The sequence below is a fragment of the Bacillus clarus genome (assembly GCF_000746925.1).
Taxonomy (GTDB): domain Bacteria; phylum Bacillota; class Bacilli; order Bacillales; family Bacillaceae_G; genus Bacillus_A; species Bacillus_A clarus.
Genome location: NZ_JMQC01000008.1, coordinates 3,762,775 through 3,784,078 on the forward strand (window position 1 = coordinate 3,762,775; position 21,304 = coordinate 3,784,078).

24 protein-coding genes are annotated in these 21,304 nt (G+C 36.0%); all 24 read left to right on the plus strand.

Annotated elements, in window-relative coordinates; translation table 11 throughout:
* The first annotated feature begins 52 nt into the window (after window positions 1-52).
* Window positions 53-256 (plus strand): DUF2768 domain-containing protein, encoded by a 204-nt coding sequence (locus tag DJ93_RS20180; protein ID WP_042982841.1) that lies wholly within the window; start codon window positions 53-55, stop codon window positions 254-256.
* A gap of 82 nt (window positions 257-338) precedes the next feature.
* Window positions 339-1,052: a hypothetical protein gene (locus DJ93_RS20185; RefSeq protein WP_042982842.1), complete on the plus strand. Its 714-nt coding sequence runs from the start codon at window positions 339-341 to the stop codon at window positions 1,050-1,052.
* 243 nt (window positions 1,053-1,295) lie between these two features.
* Window positions 1,296-2,774 (plus strand): stage IV sporulation protein A, encoded by a 1,479-nt coding sequence (gene spoIVA, locus DJ93_RS20190; protein WP_042982844.1) that lies wholly within the window; start codon window positions 1,296-1,298, stop codon window positions 2,772-2,774.
* Between the two features lie 295 nt (window positions 2,775-3,069).
* Window positions 3,070-3,342, plus strand: coding sequence for an HU family DNA-binding protein (locus tag DJ93_RS20195; protein ID WP_001043860.1), 273 nt, complete (start codon window positions 3,070-3,072; stop codon window positions 3,340-3,342).
* Between the two features lie 122 nt (window positions 3,343-3,464).
* The gene (gene folE / locus DJ93_RS20200) at window positions 3,465-4,034 is read left to right on the plus strand and encodes a GTP cyclohydrolase I FolE (protein WP_026591201.1); all 570 of its coding nucleotides are present in this window, start codon (window positions 3,465-3,467) and stop codon (window positions 4,032-4,034) included.
* Window positions 4,035-4,335: 301 nt separating this feature from the next.
* A complete protein-coding gene (locus DJ93_RS20205; protein ID WP_042982846.1) occupies window positions 4,336-5,091 on the plus strand; it encodes a heptaprenyl diphosphate synthase component 1 in 756 nt (251 codons plus the stop codon).
* A gap of 26 nt (window positions 5,092-5,117) precedes the next feature.
* Window positions 5,118-5,831 carry a 2-heptaprenyl-1,4-naphthoquinone methyltransferase gene (gene menG, locus DJ93_RS20210; RefSeq protein WP_042982847.1) on the plus strand — a complete coding sequence of 238 codons (714 nt, stop codon included), beginning with the start codon at window positions 5,118-5,120 and terminating at the stop codon, window positions 5,829-5,831.
* Window positions 5,832-5,862: 31 nt separating this feature from the next.
* A complete protein-coding gene (gene hepT / locus DJ93_RS20215) occupies window positions 5,863-6,825 on the plus strand; it encodes a heptaprenyl diphosphate synthase component II (RefSeq protein WP_042982850.1) in 963 nt (320 codons plus the stop codon).
* A gap of 125 nt (window positions 6,826-6,950) precedes the next feature.
* Window positions 6,951-7,397 carry a nucleoside-diphosphate kinase gene (gene ndk, locus DJ93_RS20220; protein WP_042982852.1) on the plus strand — a complete coding sequence of 149 codons (447 nt, stop codon included), beginning with the start codon at window positions 6,951-6,953 and terminating at the stop codon, window positions 7,395-7,397.
* A gap of 261 nt (window positions 7,398-7,658) precedes the next feature.
* On the plus strand, window positions 7,659-8,831 hold the full coding sequence (gene aroC / locus DJ93_RS20225) for a chorismate synthase (RefSeq protein WP_042982853.1): 1,173 nt from the start codon (window positions 7,659-7,661) through the stop codon (window positions 8,829-8,831).
* Window positions 8,831-9,922, plus strand: a complete 1,092-nt coding sequence (aroB, locus tag DJ93_RS20230) for a 3-dehydroquinate synthase (protein WP_042982854.1) — start codon at window positions 8,831-8,833, stop codon at window positions 9,920-9,922. Before aroC ends, aroB begins: the two co-directional genes overlap by 1 nt.
* 139 nt (window positions 9,923-10,061) lie before the next feature.
* Window positions 10,062-11,174 carry a histidinol-phosphate transaminase gene (hisC, locus tag DJ93_RS20235; protein WP_042982855.1) on the plus strand — a complete coding sequence of 371 codons (1,113 nt, stop codon included), beginning with the start codon at window positions 10,062-10,064 and terminating at the stop codon, window positions 11,172-11,174.
* Between the two features lie 190 nt (window positions 11,175-11,364).
* On the plus strand, window positions 11,365-12,642 hold the full coding sequence (gene aroA, locus DJ93_RS20240; RefSeq protein WP_042982856.1) for a 3-phosphoshikimate 1-carboxyvinyltransferase: 1,278 nt from the start codon (window positions 11,365-11,367) through the stop codon (window positions 12,640-12,642).
* A 120-nt stretch (window positions 12,643-12,762) separates the two neighbouring features.
* Complete coding sequence (locus DJ93_RS20245; protein WP_042982857.1) at window positions 12,763-14,025, plus strand: tetratricopeptide repeat protein; 1,263 nt, start codon at window positions 12,763-12,765, stop codon at window positions 14,023-14,025.
* A gap of 74 nt (window positions 14,026-14,099) precedes the next feature.
* A complete protein-coding gene (locus DJ93_RS20250; protein WP_042982858.1) occupies window positions 14,100-14,636 on the plus strand; it encodes a ReoY family proteolytic degradation factor in 537 nt (178 codons plus the stop codon).
* Window positions 14,637-14,801: 165 nt separating this feature from the next.
* Entirely contained in the window at window positions 14,802-15,263 is a 462-nt protein-coding gene (locus DJ93_RS20255) for a YpiF family protein (protein ID WP_042982859.1), read from the plus strand.
* A 138-nt stretch (window positions 15,264-15,401) separates the two neighbouring features.
* Window positions 15,402-15,914, plus strand: a complete 513-nt coding sequence (gene qcrA, locus DJ93_RS20260) for a menaquinol-cytochrome c reductase iron-sulfur subunit (protein WP_042982861.1) — start codon at window positions 15,402-15,404, stop codon at window positions 15,912-15,914.
* Complete coding sequence (gene qcrB / locus DJ93_RS20265) at window positions 15,915-16,589, plus strand: menaquinol-cytochrome c reductase cytochrome b subunit (protein WP_000932700.1); 675 nt, start codon at window positions 15,915-15,917, stop codon at window positions 16,587-16,589.
* 44 nt (window positions 16,590-16,633) lie between these two features.
* The gene (qcrC, locus tag DJ93_RS20270) at window positions 16,634-17,401 is read left to right on the plus strand and encodes a menaquinol-cytochrome c reductase cytochrome b/c subunit (RefSeq protein ID WP_042982862.1); all 768 of its coding nucleotides are present in this window, start codon (window positions 16,634-16,636) and stop codon (window positions 17,399-17,401) included.
* A gap of 123 nt (window positions 17,402-17,524) precedes the next feature.
* Window positions 17,525-18,115, plus strand: a complete 591-nt coding sequence (lhaT, locus tag DJ93_RS20275) for a lipoprotein heptaprenylglyceryl N-acetyltransferase LhaT (RefSeq protein ID WP_042982863.1) — start codon at window positions 17,525-17,527, stop codon at window positions 18,113-18,115.
* A 27-nt stretch (window positions 18,116-18,142) separates the two neighbouring features.
* Window positions 18,143-18,829, plus strand: coding sequence for a lipoprotein intramolecular transacylase Lit (lit, locus tag DJ93_RS20280; protein WP_042982864.1), 687 nt, complete (start codon window positions 18,143-18,145; stop codon window positions 18,827-18,829).
* Window positions 18,830-18,945: 116 nt separating this feature from the next.
* Window positions 18,946-19,734 (plus strand): sporulation protein YpjB, encoded by a 789-nt coding sequence (ypjB, locus tag DJ93_RS20285; protein WP_042982865.1) that lies wholly within the window; start codon window positions 18,946-18,948, stop codon window positions 19,732-19,734.
* A 101-nt stretch (window positions 19,735-19,835) separates the two neighbouring features.
* A complete protein-coding gene (locus DJ93_RS20290) occupies window positions 19,836-20,519 on the plus strand; it encodes a zinc metallopeptidase (RefSeq protein ID WP_080743543.1) in 684 nt (227 codons plus the stop codon).
* A 115-nt stretch (window positions 20,520-20,634) separates the two neighbouring features.
* Window positions 20,635-21,276, plus strand: coding sequence for a uracil-DNA glycosylase (locus DJ93_RS20295; RefSeq protein ID WP_117287827.1), 642 nt, complete (start codon window positions 20,635-20,637; stop codon window positions 21,274-21,276).
* Window positions 21,277-21,304: the final 28 nt, after the last annotated feature.

Consider the following 21,304-nt stretch of genomic DNA (forward strand, 5'->3'; position numbering starts at 1 on the left):
TTTAATTTGTTAAAATAGTATAAAAATAGATTGAGCATAAAGGGGTGTGTATATGTCTGAAGGGCTTATAAAAATGTGGTTTTCTTTAGGGGCAATGGGATTTATGTTTATTGCAGTAATTTTTATTTTATTAAGTAGACATAAAATGAAGAATAAATTTTTGAAAGGGATTACAGCGACGATAGCTTATACACTTATGGTTGTATCAGGAATTGTTATTTTTCTTGTCGTGTTTAGTGGCCCGGTAGAGCAGTGAAGGAAAGAGGGAGAATGAGCCACGATAGCAATAAATAAACATAGTACAGTTCGTACTAGCACGAAAAAAAGGGTGATTGTCAGTGAAGGAATTCTATATTATTTTAATATTTTGTTGTACAAGCATTTTAGCGGGGTGTATGTATCCGAGCGAGAATATGAAACAAAATGCTATCCCGTATGAAGATCAGCTGCAAGCTGTTCAAAAGGCAGTTCTTACATATAAGGAGCAAAATGATGGTTTATTACCTATAAAAACACGCGATATGAGTACACCGATTTATCAGAAGTATCCAATTGATTTTCAAAAAATAGCTCCACGTTACATACAAGAAGCGCCAGGGAATGCATATGAAAGTGGCGGTGTATATCAATACGTATTAGTTGATGTTGAAACAAATCCCACCGTAAAGTTGATCGATGTCAGAATGGCAGAACAAATTCGGGAAATTACATTAAAACTAAAAATGTATCGGGATGATCATCAATATCCGCCTTTTAAAAAGGTTATTACAGATGGTGTTTATGAACTAGATTTCAAAAAGCTAGGATATAAAGATGTGCCTCAAGTGACAAGCCCATATTCAGGGAAGGGACTACCACTTGTAATAAATGAAAAAGGGGAGATTTTTGTTGATTATCGAATAGATTTATATGAAGTGCTGAAAAAAAATGGTGGCCAGTTTAAAGAAGGTGAAGATATTCGTAATATGCTTTTAAAAGATTCACCATTCGTTCCTGCGTATTCTTTACCGTATACAGTGAAAAATGGAGAACCAATTTTTTTTAAATCATAAGTCATGAACCTTTCTTTTAGCGAATAAGTTCTAAAAGAAAGGTTTTTTATGTAATACAACTTGTGATGCAAACAAAAAGTTCTTTTTAAATAGTCAAATGAAATTGGACAAAATTAAATGATATATTGTCCGAACTTCTAGAATATCATTATATTATATCAGATATTAGAGGGAACATCAGAGGTGGTATTGGTAAGGTATCGGAATGGAATTATTCCCAAAAATTTCGGGGGAGGGAATCACTTGGAAAAGGTAGATATTTTTAAAGATATTGCTGAACGTACAGGCGGTGATATTTATTTTGGAGTTGTAGGGGCTGTTCGAACAGGAAAATCAACATTTATTAAAAAATTTATGGAACTTGTTGTCATTCCTAATATTGAAAATGATTCAGACCGTCAGCGTGCACAGGACGAATTACCTCAAAGTGCTGCAGGACGTACAATTATGACAACAGAACCAAAATTTGTTCCGAATCAAGCAGTTTCTATTGAAGTGGATGAAGGACTTGAAGTAAATATTCGATTAGTAGATTGTGTTGGTTATACAGTTCCTGGAGCGAAAGGATATGAGGATGAGAATGGGCCTCGCATGATTAATACCCCATGGTATGAAGAGCCTATCCCGTTCCATGAGGCTGCGGAAATTGGAACGCGTAAAGTGATTCAAGAGCATTCTACAATTGGGGTTGTTATTACAACTGATGGAACAATTGGTGAAATTCCAAGAAGAGATTATATAGAGGCAGAAGAACGCGTTGTTAATGAACTAAAAGAAGTGGGAAAACCATTTATCATGATTATTAACACTGTACAACCGTATCATCCAGATACAGAACAGTTACGTCAAAGTTTATCAGAAGAGTATGATATACCAGTAATTGCAATGAGTGTAGAAAGTTTAAGGGAAACAGACGTTTATAATGTACTTCGTGAAGCTTTATTTGAGTTCCCAGTCTTAGAAGTGAATGTGAACCTCCCAAGTTGGGTAATGGTATTAAATGAAGGGCATTGGCTACGTCAAAGTTATCAGGAAGCTGTTCAAGAGACAGTGAAGGATATAAAACGTCTTCGTGATGTGGACCGTGTTGTTTGGCAATTTAGCCAATATGAATTTATTGATCGAGCAAGTTTGGCTGGTATTGATATGGGGCAAGGTGTAGCAGAAATTGATTTATATGCTCCAGATGAATTGTACGATCAAATTTTAAAAGAAGTTGTAGGGGTAGAAATTAGAGGTAAGGATCATTTGTTAAAGCTTATGCTTGATCTTTCTCATGCAAAAGTAGAATATGATCAAGTTTCAGAAGCTTTACGAATGGTAAAACAAACAGGATATGGCGTAGCGGCTCCAGCTTTAGCTGATATGAGTCTAGATGAACCAGAAATTATCCGCCATGGTTCACGATTCGGTGTAAAATTAAAAGCTGTTGCACCGTCTATTCATATGATTAAAGTAGATGTTGAATCTACATTTGAGCCGATTATTGGTACAGAGAAACAAAGTGAGGAACTTGTTCGATATTTAATGCAAGATTTTGAAGATGATCCGCTATCGATATGGAATTCTGATATATTTGGACGTTCTTTGAGCTCGATTGTTAGAGAGGGAATTCAAGCGAAATTATCTTTAATGCCAGAGAATGCTCGTTATAAATTAAAAGAAACGTTAGAAAGAATTATTAATGAAGGCTCTGGTGGATTAATTGCAATTATATTGTAAAAAAAGTCCCTCTGCATGCAGAGGGACTTTTTTTGAGGGGAAGGGACTCTATAAAATAAACAGTCATTATCTAATATTTTGTTGTATATTGTCAAGTTTCATCAGATTTTCACATTTTCGGGGTAACAATTTCCTTAAAAATATTGAATTATAGAGAAGAATCGTATAATATAGGCGTTGATAATGATTTATCTACATCTTTGTAGTATAGAATTTGTAAAAATTGCCTACAAATGAAAGTAAGACTCATTTTATGATCATTATACAGTCTTATCTTTGGGAGGAGGTGAATGGCATGAACAAGACAGATTTAATCAATGCTGTTGCAGAAGCAAGTTCCCTTTCTAAAAAGGATGCAACAAAAGCAGTGGACGCTGTTTTTGATTCTATCTTAGAAGCTTTAAAACAAGGTGATAAAGTACAACTGATCGGATTCGGTAACTTCGAAGTTCGTGAGCGTGCGGCTCGTAAAGGTCGTAACCCACAAACTGGTGAGGAGATTGAAATCGCTGCAAGCAAAGTACCTGCATTCAAACCTGGTAAAGCGTTAAAAGATGCGGTTAAATAATCCTTACATATTAACAGGGAAGAAGAGTTTTCTTTTTGGGAACTCTTCTTTTTGCTTTTAAAAACATAAATATGCTAGAATGTGTTCGTATCACTTTTTAGGTTTTTCGGGAGGGCTAGCGGATGGCAAAAGTTAATTTAGAACAAATTGAACAAGCAGTGCGTCTTATTTTAGAGGCAATCGGAGACGATCCAAATCGTGAGGGAGTACTTGATACACCAAAACGTGTTGCGAAAATGTACGCAGAAGTATTCTCAGGTATGCATGAAGATCCGAAAGAGCATTTGCATAAAGTATTCGGAGAAGATCACGAAGAGCTTGTATTGGTAAAAGATATACCGTTTTATTCGATGTGTGAGCATCACCTTGTTCCGTTTTACGGAGTTGCTCATGTTGCATATATCCCACGCGGTGGAAAAGTAACGGGCTTAAGTAAATTAGCTCGTACTGTAGATACAATTGCACGTCGTCCACAGCTTCAAGAGCGTATTACATCAACAGTAGCAAACTCTATTATGGAAGTATTAGAGCCACATGGTGTAATGGTAGTGGTGGAAGCAGAACATATGTGTATGACAATGCGTGGTGTGAAAAAACCGGGTGCAAAAACAGTAACTACAGCAGTGCGCGGTGTGTTAGAAAATGATGCAGCGGCACGTAGTGAAATTTTGTCTTTTATTAAGACGAAGTAAAGAAAAGCGGGAAACTGCTTTTCTTTTTTGTTTATATGTCGCAAATAGATGATTTGGTTTAACTTTAACATTTGTGAGAAAGAATATGAAAGTTAGTATGAATGGTGCAGGTAGAAACAGAAAATCATTGTTTTATAAAAAACGAATAATGGTAATTGATAGAGAGTAAGAAAATTTATATGCATGAAAGTTATGCATAAGTAAGGGGAAGTTTGTTTCCTATAGCCAAGTTTTGGTTATAGAAAATAGAATGTATGTGTTATAATAAGTTTTATGAATTAGAAAACAAGGGTGATTTTTTGTGTGGGACATCTACGGAGGGTATGCGGGTATAAAGGAGCAGTTAATGGCGAGATTACGCCATCCTTATTTTATAAAATATATTGAAGAACCAGTTGTTGATGAAGAAAAAGTGGCGCTTTTATATGCTGCTTTAAAGAGTGCGAATTTACATAAAGACCAAATTGATCATTATGTAGTAACGATTATGCTTGTGCAAATTGCTCTTGATACACATGAAAAGGTATCAAATAAAGAGGATAAAGAAACAAGTGGATTTCATAAGCGTCGTCAACTAACGGTCCTTGCTGGCGATTATTATAGTGGATTATATTATTATTTGCTTTCTATGAATTGTGATATTGTCCTTATTCGTGCACTTGCTGAAGGAATTAAAGAAATTAATGAACATAAAATTATGCTATATCAAAAGGTGTATGAAACGGTTGATGAAATAGTCGAAAGTGTAGTTGCAATTGAATCTGCACTTCTGCAAAAAGCATGTGATCATTTCCATTTATCATATTGGAAGCCGTTTGTCACTTGTGTACTAGGAAAGAATCGTCTTCAAAAAGAATATCAATTGCATGCTGATAAACAAAATTCACCTGTTTTTCAAGCAGTTCAAGAAACTATATCGAATGATGACGACAGCGATGTAGAAACGATTGTTAATGGTTGGCTGGCAGAAATGGACAAACAAGAAAGTGTATTTTTACAAAGTCATACAGAAATTAATGATGTGGTTTCTACTTTAAGAGATAAATCGAAGACATAGATTTTATATTGGAAGAAGGTACAAGCATGCAGCAATCAAAAGAAGAAAGAGTACATGACGTATTTGAGAAAATTTCTGATAAATACGATGTGATGAATTCTGTTATTAGTTTTCAAAGACATAAAGCATGGCGCAAAGAGACAATGCGAATCATGGATGTAAAGCCTGGCAGCAAGGCGCTCGATGTGTGCTGTGGAACGGCTGATTGGACAATCGCACTTGCTGACGCTGTAGGCCAAAACGGTAAAGTATGTGGTTTAGATTTCAGCGAAAATATGTTATCTGTTGGTAAACAAAAGGTAGAGGCTTTAGAGCTAGAGCATGTGGAACTGATGCATGGAAATGCAATGGAACTACCATTTGAAGATAATACATTTGATTACGTAACAATTGGGTTTGGATTACGAAACGTTCCGGATTATATGCACGTATTAAAAGAAATGGCTCGTGTTGTGAAACCTGGCGGAAAAGTGATTTGTTTAGAAACCTCTCAACCAACGATGATTGGTTTTCGTCAAATGTACATTTTATATTTCAAATATATCATGCCGTTATTTGGAAAGATGTTTGCAAAAAGTTATAAAGAATATTCATGGCTTCAAGAATCTGCTAGTACATTCCCAGGGATGAAAGAATTAGCGGGGATGTTTGAAACAGCTGGACTTGAGCGTGTACAAGTGAAACCATTTACTTTTGGGGTAGCCGCTATGCATTTAGGGATTAAACCAGAATCAAACTAGAAAAAAGACGTTTTAGGTTAAGGTGAACAATATGAAGTTACAACTTATGTACTCTTTTTTACGATCGGATATTAATGTAATAGAAAAAGAATTGAAAAAGACTGTTGCTTCAGAGCAGCAGTTAATAGAAGAGGCAGCATTACAACTCATCGAAGCTGGTGGAAAAAGGATTCGTCCTGTATTTGTTTTGCTTGCAGGAAAGTTTGGGGATTATAAGCTAGATACAATTAAACATGTTGCAGTTGCGCTAGAGCTCATTCATATGGCTTCTCTTGTTCACGATGATGTAATTGATGCAGCACTTTTACGACGCAGTAGTGCCACAGTGAATGCGAAATGGGGAGATCGTATTGCGATGTATACAGGAGACTATTTATTCGCAAAGTCTCTTGAGTGTATAACGAACTTAGAAGTTCCAGAAGCTCATCAAGCATTGTCTTATACAATTTTAGAAGTTTGTAAAGGTGAAATTGAGCAAATTAAGGATAAGTATAATTATAATCAAAATTTGAGGACGTATTTAAGAAGAATAAAGAGAAAAACAGCATTATTGATTGCTGCGAGTTGTCAGTTAGGAGCGATTGCTGCTGGTGCTAACCGTGATACAGTAAATCGTTTATTTTGGTATGGGTATTTTGTTGGTATGTCTTATCAAATCATTGACGATATTTTAGACTTTGTTTCAACGGAAGAAAAGCTTGGGAAACCTGCGGGTGGCGATTTATTGCAAGGTAATGTTACACTTCCCGCTTTGTATGCAATGGAAGATCCAAAACTTCGTGCGAAAATTGTATCTGTACATGAACATACAACAGCAAGTGAAATGAAAGAAATTATTGATGATATTAAAACAAGTCCGGCTATTGATCAGGCGTTTGCATTTAGTGAACGTTATTTACATAAAGCGTTAGAGGTAATAAAACCGTTGCCACGTGGGCAGGCGAAATATGCGTTGCAAAATGTTGCAAAGTATATTGGGAAACGAAAATTTTAATTGTTTTTTCTTACAAATAAAATAATCTCTCTATTTCAAAACTATTGCACTATTGTGATAAGGGTGTTAATATGTGTGTGGGGATATACAATTACATACATAATTCAGAAGTGGAGAGATTTTTTATGGAAAAAACATTTCTAATGGTAAAACCAGACGGTGTACAACGTGCTTTCATTGGGGAAATTGTGGCTCGTTTTGAGAAAAAGGGCTTTCAATTAGTTGGTGCGAAATTAATGCAAGTCACTCCGGAAATTGCTGGACAACACTACGGTGAGCATAAAGAAAAGCCTTTCTTTGGTGAATTAGTAGACTTTATTACATCTGGTCCTGTGTTTGCAATGGTATGGCAAGGTGAAGATGTAGTAAATACAGCTCGCAATATGATGGGTAAAACAAGACCACATGAAGCGGCTCCTGGAACGATTCGTGGAGATTTCGGTTTAACTGTTGGGAAAAATATTATCCACGGTTCTGATTCTTTAGAAAGCGCAGAGCGTGAGATTGGTATTTTCTTTAAAGAAGAAGAATTAGTTGACTACTCAAAATTAATGAATCAATGGATTTACTAATTATTTTAAAATAATTTGTAAACGCTTTAATCACTGTGATAATAGTGGAAAGTGCAAGGAGAATAAAATTATTCTTCTTGCACTTTTTTAATTTCAATTAGTTAAAAAGCTAGGTTTGTTATGATATATTGATACTAAAAGTAAGGTGTCTATCCATATGAAACTTATTACATAAATTCTTTATTTTTTATAGAATTATGAGAGATGTTATAGTTACTTTACATAGCGGGATAAATACATATACGAAAAGAGGAATAACGTATGCGATATATTACAGCTGGTGAATCTCACGGTCCGCAACTTACAACGATTTTAGAAGGAATTCCAGCCGGATTACCTTTAGTTGCGGAAGATATAAATACAGAATTAGCAAGAAGACAAAAAGGGTATGGCCGTGGTAGACGTATGCAAATTGAAAAAGACCAAGTGCAAATTGTAAGTGGTGTTAGACATGGGGAAACAATTGGAGCTCCAATTGCCCTCGTCGTTGAAAATCGCGATTTTACACATTGGACAAAGATTATGGGTGCAGAGCCATTAACAGAACAAGAAACAAAAGAAATGAAAAGAAAAGTTACAAAACCGAGGCCTGGTCACGCTGATTTAAATGGTGCAATTAAATATGGTCACAGGGATATGAGAAACGTACTTGAACGTTCTTCAGCGCGTGAAACGACAGTTCGTGTCGCTGCTGGTGCTGTCGCTAAGAAATTGTTATCAGAATTAGGGATAAAAGTTGCTGGACATGTTATTGAAATTGGTGGCGTGAAGGCAAAATCGATTACGTACAGCTCTATTGAAGAATTACAGCAAATTACGGAAGCATCTCCTGTTCGTTGTTTAGACGAAGAAGCAGGGGAGAAAATGATGCAGGCCATCGATGATGCAAAAACAAATGGAGATTCTATCGGTGGAATTGTTGAAGTAGTTGTAGAAGGAATGCCAATTGGGGTAGGTAGTTATGTGCATTATGATAGAAAACTTGATGCGAAATTAGCAGCGGCAGTTATGAGTATTAATGCCTTTAAAGGTGTAGAGATTGGTATTGGGTTTGAAGCTGCACATAGACCGGGAAGTCAAGTTCATGATGAAATTCTTTGGGATGAAGAAAGTGGGTATACGAGAAGAACAAATCATGCAGGTGGATTGGAAGGTGGTATGACAACAGGAATGCCAGTTGTGGTGCGCGGTGTCATGAAGCCGATACCGACTTTGTATAAGCCTCTTCAAAGCGTCGATATCGACACGAAAGAATCTTTTACGGCAAGTATTGAGCGCTCTGATAGTTGTGCTGTACCAGCAGCTAGTGTTGTAGCAGAAGCGGTTGTTGCTTGGGAACTAGCGGCAGCTTTAATTGAACAGTTTGGAGTAGATCGTATAGATTCTATTCGTGAAAATATTAATAAACATAATGAATATGCGAGGGGATTTTAATGGAAAGCATACATATTCAGACAAAATCGAAAGAGTATGATGTATATGTAGGGAAAGATGTGCTGCCGCATTTGATGACACTTGTTCGAGATATGACACCGGCTGTATCTAATGTAATGATAATTTCTGATGAAGCTGTGGCGGCCTTTCATTTACAGACAGTTATCGATGCGTTGCAAGTTGAACAAAAAGTTTTTTCATTCGTTGTTCCAAGTGGTGAAAAAGAAAAGTCTTTTGAAAATTTTTATGCGGCACATACGTCTGCACTTGAAAATAAAATGGATCGTAATTCTTTAGTTATCGCTCTTGGTGGAGGAATGATTGGTGATTTGGCTGGATTTGTTGCAGCATCATTTATGCGCGGTGTTCGCTTTATACAAGTTCCGACGACTTTATTAGCGCACGATAGTGCAGTTGGTGGGAAAGTTGCGATTAATCACCCGTTAGGGAAGAACATGATTGGGGCGTTTCATCAGCCAGAAGCAGTTTTATATCATACACCATTTTTAAGCTCCCTACCGGAACAAGAGTGGCGTTCCGGATTTGCTGAAGTGATGAAACATGCTCTGATTGGTGACGTGGAATTTTATCAATGGTTAAAGAAAGAAGTGAAAACTTTAGAGGACGTTCGTGATGAAAAATTAATTTATATATTAAAAAGAGCGATTCCTGTGAAAGCAAAAATTGTAGCACAAGATGAAACAGAAAAAGGTGTTCGTGCTCATTTGAATTTTGGACATACGTTAGGACATGCTCTTGAAAAAGAGATGGGATATGGCAATATTACTCACGGTGATGGAGTAGCAATTGGAATGCTATTTGCGATGTTTTTAAGTGAGCAAATTTATAATGTAGACCTTGCTTATAAAGAAATGAAACAGTGGTTTTCACAGTACGGCTATCCAAATATGCCAAGGGATTTAAGTGTAGAGCGTCTTGTGCAAGTGATGAAGCAAGATAAAAAGGCAAGTGCAGGAACAATTCATATGGTGCTTATGCAGGAATATGGGGTGGTGAATGTCGTATCTATTTCAGATGAGACTGTTCATATTGCGTTAGAGGCGTTTCAAAAGGATATGACGTTCGCTTAATCGCTAGCTGTATAGGAGAGGTATGAAATGCTTATCTAGAGATATTCTCGTAATAATGACGGTTATGATAAAAGATTACAATGTAGAAGATGAAATTTATATTGTAGTCTGATTTAATAAAATGACTGGGGGAAGAAAAATGAGAGTAAAAGAGCAGTTGTTAACTTTGAAAGCATATGTACCTGGGAAAAATATTGAAGAAGTAAAGAGAGAATATGGATTATCGAAAATTGTAAAGTTAGCATCAAATGAAAATCCATTTGGTTGTTCAGATCGTGTAACAGAAGCGCTAACTTCGTTAGCTAATCAGTACGCTCTATATCCAGATGGTGCAGCTTTTGAACTTCGTGAAAAGGTGGCAGCGCATTTGGGAGTAAAACCAGAACAACTTTTATTTGGTAGCGGTCTAGATGAAGTGATTCAAATGATAAGTCGTGCCTTGTTACATAAAGAGACAAATGTTGTAATGGCGAATCCCACATTCTCGCAGTATCATCACCATGCTGTTATTGAAGGAGCGGAGGTTCGTGAAGTACCGCTTAAAGATGGTGTTCATGATTTAGATGCGATGCTAAAGCAAGTGGATGAAAAAACGAAAATCGTTTGGATTTGTAATCCTAATAATCCGACAGGTACATATGTAGAAAAGCAAACATTACTTTCATTTTTAGACGCAGTTCCGAAATCGGCGCTTGTTATTATGGATGAAGCGTATTATGAATATGCAGGAGCAGAAGATTATCCGCAAACATTACCGCTTCTGGAACAGTATGAAAACCTTATGGTATTACGTACATTCTCAAAAGCGTATGGTTTAGCTGCTTTTCGTATTGGATATGCAATCAGTGATGCGAAGCTCATTCAGCAACTAGAAGTAGCGAGACTCCCGTTTAATACATCAACTGTGGCGCAAGCTGTAGCGGTAGCTGCGATAGAGGATCAGCAATTTTTACAAGAGTGTGTAAAAAGGAATACAGAAGGTCTAAATCAATATTATACATTCTGTAAGGAGTACGATGTATTCTATTATCCATCTCAAACGAATTTTATCTTATTGAAAATTGGCATACCAGGTAATGAAGTGTTTGAAAGATTGATGAAAAAAGGATATATTGTCCGTTCTGGTGCTGCGTTTGGCATACATGATGGTATCCGTATTACAGTTGGTTTAAAAGAAGAGAATGATGAGATTATTGAATTGCTTACGGAACTTGTCAAAGAACAAGTGAAGAAAGAAGAAACGTATTCTTAAAAAATATGGAAGGCTCCTGTAATGGGAGCCTTTTTTATTTTAGATGTAAAAGAAAGTGATGAAGGAGGAAGATAATTATTACCGGTGGAAGTTGTTTGCACGGTAAAGCAAGAAAACGATACAATAGAGATAGACATATAGGGAAAATTGTTATACATATAGATAACGAAATGAGTGAGGAGGAGAAAAGATGACAAAAATGGTAGGGAAAAAAAGTAGTTTAAATGGAACGATTGTTGTCCCAGGGGATAAATCTATTTCACACCGTGCTGTCATGTTTGGAGCGATAGCAGAAGGAACGACAAAAGTTTCTAATTTTTTATTAGGAGAAGATTGTTTAAGTACGATTGCTTGTTTTCGAAAACTAGGTGTCAAGATTGAGAAGAGTGGTAACGATGTCACGATTTATGGTAAAGGCTTAGCGAGTTTGCAAGAACCGAAAGAGGTGTTAGATGTAGGGAATTCTGGGACCACGATTCGGCTTATGCTTGGTATTTTAGCTAATACATCGTTTCATAGTACTATAATTGGTGATGCATCAATTGGCAAGCGCCCTATGAAACGTGTTACCACTCCACTACGAGAGATGAATGCGCAAATTGACGGCAGGGAGAATGGGCAGTATACACCTTTATCAATTCGAGGTGGACAAGTGAAAGGTGGGCACTATCATTCACCTGTAGCAAGTGCGCAAGTTAAGTCAGCGGTTTTACTTGCAGGCTTGCAAGGAGAAGGTGTAACAAAAGTAACGGAACCGATGCAATCACGTGATCATACTGAGAGAATGTTACGTGCGTTTGGCTGCATAGTAAATGTGAATGACCGAACGGTATCGCTACAAGGGGGACAACGGTTAACGGGAACGGAAATTGAAGTTCCTGGAGATATTTCTTCAGCAGCATTTTTCTTAGTAGCTGGTGCAATTGTTCCAAATAGTAAACTCGTATTAAAAAATGTTGGTCTAAATCCAACGAGAACGGGAGTTTTAGATGTTTTATTAGAAATGGGAGCACTCATTTCTATTGATAATATTCGGAATGAAGAGTTTGAACCGTGCGGGGATATTACAATTGAAACGTCTAACTTAAAAGGAATAGAAATCGGTGGTTCGCTTATTCCGAGATTAATTGATGAAATCCCTATTATTGCTTTATTAGCGACACAGGCAAAAGGAACTACCATTATTAAAGATGCTGAGGAATTAAAGGTAAAGGAAACAAACCGTATTAATACAGTAGTAAATGAACTTGGAAAGCTCGGTGTACAAATTGAAGCTACACTTGATGGCATGATTATTCACGGGAACCAAAAGTTAGAAGGGAATGTAGTAGATAGTCATGGTGATCATCGTATTGGAATGATGCTTGCTATTGCTGCTTGTATTGCAGAAGGAGAAGTGAATATAGAGGGTAGTGATGCAGTGGCTGTATCGTATCCAAAGTTTTTTAAGCAGCTAGAATCTCTGTAACGAGAAAGATTGATTTTACTTAAGAAGAGTTGGTCCTCTTTCTTTTAGTTGCTTACAAGGCAACAGTTGTTTATGATTAATGGACAGAAGAGAATATTTTTAGAATTAAAGGAGACCTTTATGCATAAGTTTGAACAAGCTGTTTCTTACATTGAAAACGGTGAGGTAGAAAAAGGATTACAACAATTAAAAGAACAGGTAAACTCTGGGACAGATGAAGAGAAATACGATATCGCCCGTTACTATCATACACTTGGATTCATGGATGAAGCATTAGCAATTACAGAAGATTTACGTTTGTTATATCCAGAAGAAAGTGAATTTACGATATTCTTAGCAGAATTATATATTGATTTAGATAAGGAAGATGAGGCAATCGAAGTACTTCATGATATTCGTGAAGATGATGAGCTTTATGTTCAATCACTATTACTTGTTGCGGATTTATTCCAAATGCAAGGGTTTGACGATGTTGCAGAGCAAAAGCTATTAAAAGCGAAAGAAATGATGCCTGAAGAGCCTGTTATTATATTTGGCTTAGCAGAATTGTATAGTAGCAAAGGGGAGGAACAAAAAGCAATCGTGTATTACCAGTCATTATTGTCAGAGCATAAAGTAATGGGTGGCGTTGTAATTGCGCTTCGTTTAGCTGAAACACTAAGTGCGATTGGGAATTGGGAAGAAGCAATTTCTTACTATGAAGAAGGGCTAGAGGAACAAAAAGACATTCATTCTTTATTTGGCTACGCCTTTACATTATATCAAGGTGAAGAATACCAAAGAGCAATTGGTGCTTGGCAAGAATTAAAAGAATTAGATCCAGAATATGCATCATTGTACATGTATTTAGCGAAAAGTTATGAAAAAGAAGGTATGCTTCAAGAAAGTTATGAAACCCTTCATGAGGGAATCAAAATAGACGAACTTTCTGTTCCGCTTTATGTAGAATTAGCAAATATCGCAGCAAAGCTAGGTAAGTTGACAGAGGCAGAAGAAGTACTTCAAAAAGCGCTTGAATTAGACCCAGGACATCTAGGTGCGATATTAAAATATGCGTATATCTTAAAGGAACAAGAAAAATATGAAGAGCTAATTGCAGTTGTAGAACATGCGATTGATAGCGGAGAACCAGATACACAGTTACTTTGGGATCTTGCGTTTGCAAAAAAACAATTAGAAATGTATTCAGATGCATTAAAACACTATGAAAGTGCATATACTTCTTTTAAGAATCATCCGGATTTCTTGGAAGAGTACGGTTATTTCTTGTTAGAAGAAGGGTTGCGCAAAGAGGCGAAAGAAGTATTTACACACTTAATACAACTAGACCCGACACAAATTCACATTGAAGAATTGTTATATAATTTAGAGGATTTTTCATAAGTTGGAAGGAAACTGCATGCCGCTTCTTGAATCTAAATAAGAAAATAGAAAGACAGAGGAGGGACTTAGGCGCTATGAATACCCCTGTTTCTGTAAACGAGAAGAAGGATTTTGTAAAATGGTTTTTGAATAATTATCAATTGAAACAGCGTGAATGTGTATGGATTTTAAATTATTTAATGAGTCACGATCAATTAATGCATAAAGTCCACTTCGTAGAACATGCAAAATATTGTCCACGCGGCTTAGTGATGTCAGCAAATTGTGTAAAAGACACACCGTTTCACTTTTTTAAACAGAATGTCATGACAACAGATGCAGAAAAATCCTTTCATGACATTCGTTTAAATCGAGATGAGGATATTTACATTCAACTTAATTTTAAATCATCGTTCCAAAATACAAATTATGTAGCAGTATTAGAAGAAAATCCATATTTGCCAAAGCATATTGAAGTAAATGAAAAAGATCGTTTACTTGCGGAACGCTTTTTAGAAGAGAGTGTATTTTCATTCCGACGAGACCGTCTTTTAAAACAAATCGATGAAGCGCTGGATAATCAAGATAAGGAAGCTTTTTGTAAATTAACAGCAGAATTGAAAACTCTATAGGAACGATTTGAACTGATTAATTTTGACAATTTTCTGACCATTAAAAGAAAAACTACCTATATTTAGGTAGTTTTTCTTTTTTTACCCCTTTTTGTATGGTTTAATATATATAAAGTGAAAGTTCTGTCATTTGTTAAAATATGTGCGGAAAGGGGGGATAAAAAGTTGAAATGGGCTGTAAAAGATGTAGAACAATTTGAGCAAGCAAGAGAGTATGTAGATACAGGGATTATTCCCCTTCTTTCAATCTCAGCCGCAAAGGAAATGAAGACGGTTGTAGAACAGGGAGAGTTTATTGAGGAGTTGAGTATGGAGTTAGAAAGAGAATATAAAGGAAGGGTCCTTTTATTGCCTGCGTTTACTTATTTAGCAGAGAGTCAAAAGAAAGAGAAAATTCGTTTGCAAGAATGGACAAATCATTTACAGGATCAAGGATTGAAACATATTGCCTATGTTACGAGTGATTTCTCATGGAAAGAAGATGCTCTAGAATTAGAAGGTGACTTATTTTGGTTACCGGCATTATCATTAGGACAATTTAGTGAACAAGCAAAAAGAGAAGTAATTCATGCTCATATTAAAAATATAATGGGATTATTAACTGAAAAGTGGGAAAACCATAAATAAACAGATAGTTCTTATTATTATGAGTAGTATGATATTGACCTATACATGAGGGTATTATATCATGATAGTGTCCTAGTTTTTATTTTTTATATAGTTTTGTCACGAGGGGACAATTTCTGATAGAGGGGGGAAATTTTCGTGAGCGAGAAAGAACATCGTGTGTCAAGAAGACAATTTTTAAACTACACACTTACAGGAGTAGGAGGCTTTATGGCAGCGGGCATTTTAATGCCGATGACGCGCTTTGCACTTGATCCAGTGTTAAGGAAAGAGGCGGTAGGAGAAATGGTTGCTGTTGCGCAAGTGAAGGATATTACAACTGAACCGAAACGCTTCGACTTTAAGGTGAAACAGGTTGATGGATGGTACAAGTCTGAAGAGCCAAAATCTGCTTGGGTGCATAAAGATGAAAGCGGAGACATTGTTGCGTTTTCTCCAGTATGTAAGCATTTAGGATGTACAGTTAACTGGAATTCAGACAAGTCACATCCGAATCAATTCTTTTGTCCGTGTCATGGGGGACGTTACACAAAAGATGGTATAAACATAAAAGGCACACCGCCCCTTGCTCCGCTTGATGTGTATGAATCTAAAGTGAAAGATGGAACGCTTTATTTAGGAAAGGCAAAGCCAAGAGGGGGTGCGAAATAGATGTTAAATAAAATTTATGATTGGGTAGACGAACGGTTAGATATTACACCGATATGGCGAGATATTGCTGACCATGAAGTACCTGAACATGTTAACCCGGCACATCATTTTTCTGCATTCGTCTATTGCTTTGGGGGACTTACTTTTTTCGTTACTGTTATTCAAATTTTATCAGGAATGTTTTTAACAATGTATTATGTACCAGATATTAAAAATGCTTGGGAATCGGTCTATTATTTACAAAATGAAGTTGCATACGGACAAATTGTTCGTGGTATGCACCATTGGGGTGCAAGTCTTGTAATTGTAATGATGTTTTTACATACACTCAGAGTTTTCTTCCAAGGAGCTTATAAAAAGCCTCGTGAATTAAACTGGATTGTTGGTGTTCTTATTTTCTTTGTTATGTTAGGTCTTGGTTTTACCGGATATTTATTACCGTGGGATATGAAAGCATTATTTGCAACGAAAGTAGGGATTCAAATTGCGGAACAAACACCGCTTATCGGTCCTTATATTAAAACATTACTCGCTGGTCATTCCGAAATTGTTGGCGCTCAAACATTAACTCGCTTCTTTGCTATTCACGTCTTCTTCTTACCAGCAGCACTTCTAGGTTTAATGGCCTTCCACTTCATCATGATTCGCAAACAAGGTATTTCCGGTCCACTATAAGAGATTGCTAAATTAAGGGAGAAAAGAACTAAAGGAGGGAGATTATGCATCGCGGCAAAGGGATGAAGTTTGTAGGAGATTCTCGGGTACCTGTTGCTCGGAAACCAAATATTCCAAAAGATTATTCCGAATATCCAGGGAAGACAGAAGCGTTTTGGCCAAATTTCTTGTTAAAAGAATGGATGGTTGGTGCGGTTTTTTTAATCGGTTATTTATGTTTAACAGTGGCACATCCGTCACCACTTGAGAGAATGGCAGATCCTACTGATGCGGGATATATACCACTGCCAGATTGGTATTTCTTATTTTTGTATCAGTTATTAAAATACTCATATGCATCGGGCTCATTTACTGTAATCGGTGCGTTTATTATGCCAGGAATCGCGTTTGGGGCATTATTGTTAGCGCCATTTCTTGATCGTGGTCCAGAAAGAGCTCCATTTAAGCGTCCTGTAGCAACTGGATTTATGCTTTTAGCAATTGCGTCCATTATCTTTTTAACTTGGGAATCTGTAGCGCACCATGATTGGGAAGCTGCAAAGAAACAAGGGGCGATTGTAAAAACTACACCAGTTGATAAAAATGATGACGGGTACAAACTAATGCAAAAAAACACTTGTTTAACATGTCATGGTGATAATTTACAAGGTGGTGCAGCAGCACCAGCGTTACAAAACTTAACCTTAAAGCCAGAGGAAATCGCAAAAATTGCGAAAAAAGGAAAAGGTTCAATGCCTAAAGGGGTATTTAAAGGAACGGATGAAGAACTGAAAAAGCTTTCAGAATTCGTTGCAAAATACAACAAGAAATAATAGAAAAGCTGACTGCAAATTTTGTAGTCAGCTTTTCTATTTGTAAGAAGAAGTTTGCTATAATAGAGCAGGAGTCTTTTTTAGTAAATAATTATTTTGTTTGAAAGGTGTTGGACATACAAATTGGTTTACTTGTATGCAATGTTAAGGCAGCGTTCTGTATTATTATTTTTATTAGTTATCAATATATTAGGGACAATTTATGGTTTTATATGGTATGGAAATCAATTAAAAGAAACTTCCTTTATATTTTGGCCGTTTGTTCCTGACAGTCCACTAGCAAGTCTCTTTTTTGTGTTTGTTTTAGTTGCTTTTTTAAAAAATAAAAACTGGGGATTGATAGAAGCACTAGCGATTGTTTCTTTAATGAAGTATGGCATTTGGGCTATTGTTGTAAATGGAGTTATGATTTATGTTAAAGGTCCTATCGGTCTTATGGGTTATATGTTAATGCTTTCGCATTTTGCAATGGCTATGCAAGGCTTTTTATACGCCCCATTTTACCGTATAAAAAAATGGCACTTCATTGTAGCGAGCGTATGGACATTACATAATGATGTAATTGATTATTTATTTTGGCAAATGCCTCGGTATGGAATTATGCATTTGTTTGTAGAGAAAATTGGTTATTTTACATTTTGGTTAAGTATCACTGTACTTTGTATTACATATTATTATTGTTTGAGTAGAAATCGAAAGCAGTTTTCATTATGAATATAGATGAGGAATTGGAGGAAGAAGATGAAGAAAGATAAGATCGGTGCAAAAATACTGGATCGCTTTATAACTTTAATCGTTTCATACAGTATAGCGTTTTCTATTTTTGCAATTGCTACGATGGTTGTTGTATACGGAAAATGGCTATATTACTTTGAAATTGATTTTTTAAATATTCCAGACATAGCGGATATGACGAAGGATGACATTAAGAGAAACTATGAAGCGCTTATAACATACCTTTCTCCTTTTTATGAGAAAGCGTTACAGTTTCCTACATTGGACATGTCTACAAATGGAAGAATTCATTTTGTTGATGTGAAAAATATTTTAGTGAAAATTCAATATGCGATGTACGGAGCAATTGCAATTGTTGTATTAGGGGGAGCTTATTTATTAAAAAAACAAAAAGAAAAGTTTTTATTACACGGTGCGATTCTTACAATCATATTTCCAATAGTACTTACTTTGCCAATTGCTATTAATTTTGAAAAGAGTTTCGTATTGTTTCATAAGCTTTTATTTAGTAATGATTATTGGTTATTTGATATTAAAACTGATCCGGTTATTTTAATGTTACCAGAAGAGTTTTTTATGCATGCGGCATGTGTAATTTTAATATTGATTTTATTAGGTAGTGCTTTCTGTTACTTCATGTACAAATATTTAGTGAAAAAAAGAAAGTCTTCAATAAAAAAATTATCTACATAAATTACAGTTTCCATCGATTATTATGAACCTAAGATAAAATATTTTTTCAGCTTTGTGCTGTTCTATTCTTGTCCAACTAAACATATTTTGTACTAGTAGTTATAGGGGGGACCGGAATGAAGAGAACTTTAATTGGAATGATTGCATTTATGATTATGCTGTTTCCAGTACGTATATATGCTGAAGGATGGAGCGAGTTAACAGGGCTTTTAAATGATTCTTTGCAGCTTGTGAAAAAAAATGAAGATGAAAAAGCAGTGCAGGTGTTACAACATTTTTCAGAGCAGTTTGCATTAAAGGAAAATGAAAAAGAAACGCAAGTAACTTCAAGTCAGTTTCGAGTCATTTCTTTAGCATATGATAAGGCGCAGCAATCTCTTGCAGAAGAAAGTGCAGGTAAACAGATTAAAATTGATGATGTATTAGCATTGCAACTTGCTGTGGATGCACAAGTATCTAAGTATCAACCTCTTTGGAAGGAAAGAGAAGGAAAGGTGATGGATGCCTTTTCTGCTGTAGAAAAAGCAATGAAAAAAGAAGAGGATGAGCAGTTTCAACAATCGTTAAATACATTTTTACATGAATTTAATATTATTTATCCAAGTTTAATGATTGCTTTGCCAGAAAATCAATCACAGCGTATAAATGCACATTTATCTTATTTGGATGAGTTTCGTAATGTTATGTTAAAAAATAAGAGCGGGCAAACGCAATTAGGAATTATTAAAGGCGATTTACAAAAAGTATTTCAAGCGGTAAAGAAAGATGAAGTAGACCCTTCCCTTATTTGGTTTATGACAATTACAGGAGGAATTATTTTATTTACATTAACGTATGTTGGATGGAGAAAATATAAAGGAGAGAGGGAGAAGCGTAAGAGCAATCTTCATTCTAAAAATAGATAACGTAATAAATAAAGATACGAATTGTAAGGTTTCTTTGTTGACAATAATTAAAGAAGAAAATAGAATGGAAAGTACTATAATTAAGACTTCAATGGAGGTTCATGATGTTTTATTTAATTTACTTCGCGATCATTATGATCATACCGTTATATGCACAGTCAAAAGTACGTAGTGCTTATAGTAAGTATTCACAAGTTTATTCGACATCTGGTATGACTGGAGCGGAAGTGGCTCGGAAAATTTTAGATGAAAATGGATTGTACAACATAGCTGTAGAAGAAACACCAGGTCATTTATCAGATCACTATGATCCAACTGCAAAGACGGTTCGATTATCAACAGATAATTACTATGGTCATTCTGTTGCTGGTACAGCTGTAGCGGCACATGAAGTAGGACATGCGATCCAAGATGCAAAAGATTATAAATTTATGCGTGTTCGCCATTCGCTAGTTCCCGTAGCAAATTTTGGATCGAATATGTCATGGATTTTTGTTTTAATTGGTATGTTCGCACAAATGTCTGGTTTATTGTTACTAGGGATTGTGTTAATGGCAGCAGGTGTACTTTTCCAACTCGTTACATTACCAGTTGAGTTTGATGCATCGAAACGCGCGATGCAGCAAATTGAAGCACTTGGCATCGTATCAACAGATGAATATGGTCAAGCTCGTAAAGTATTAAATGCAGCAGCATTAACATATGTGGCAGCAGCAGCTGTAGCGGTATTTGAATTACTTCGTCTCGTGTTAGTATACACTGGCATGCAGCGTAGTGATGATTAAAGACTATCGATTTCGATAGTCTTTTTTTATTATCCGTAATAAATGGACAGGATAAAATGAAAGAAAAGTCGTGAGAAAGTAATAATAAATACAAGTAGAGTAATGATGAAGGAAGGTGAAGATGATGGAATATCCAGATTATTTAGTGAAAAGTGTGAAGGAGCGGAGTGCTGCTTACCAATTAGAAGGTTTTTTAAGTGGACAAGGTCCTAAAAATCCGAAGTTAATGCTTGTTGGAGAAGCACCTGGTGAAACGGAAATTCATAATGGTATACCATTTAGCGGGAGAGCAGGTAAACATCTAATGGAATTTTTAGAGCGTATTCGCATTACCAGGGGAGACGTATATATTACGAGTGCGGTTCGAAGTCGGCCTTATAAGTGGAGAGAGAAAAGAGATCGAAATGGTGAGGTAATCCAGAAGAAATATAACCGAACACCAAATCAAAGGGAGATACTTGCGCATGCACCTTTACTAGATTATGAATTAGAACAAATTCAAGCTCCTATTATCGTAACGCTTGGAAATATTGCGCTAAAACGTTTAGTAGGAATAGACAAAAAAATTACGGATATTCACGGACAATTATTAAAGCGACCGGTGAGAAAGTTAAAAGATAAAGACAGCACAGAATTTACATGGACTGAAAAAGAGTATAATATTTTTCCGACATTTCATCCAGCTTCTATTTTTTATAATCGAAGCTTATTGGAATTGATTTACGAGGATTTAGAAAAATTAAAGAGATACATATAGGTATTAAAAAACTAGAAAAGCTAAGAGC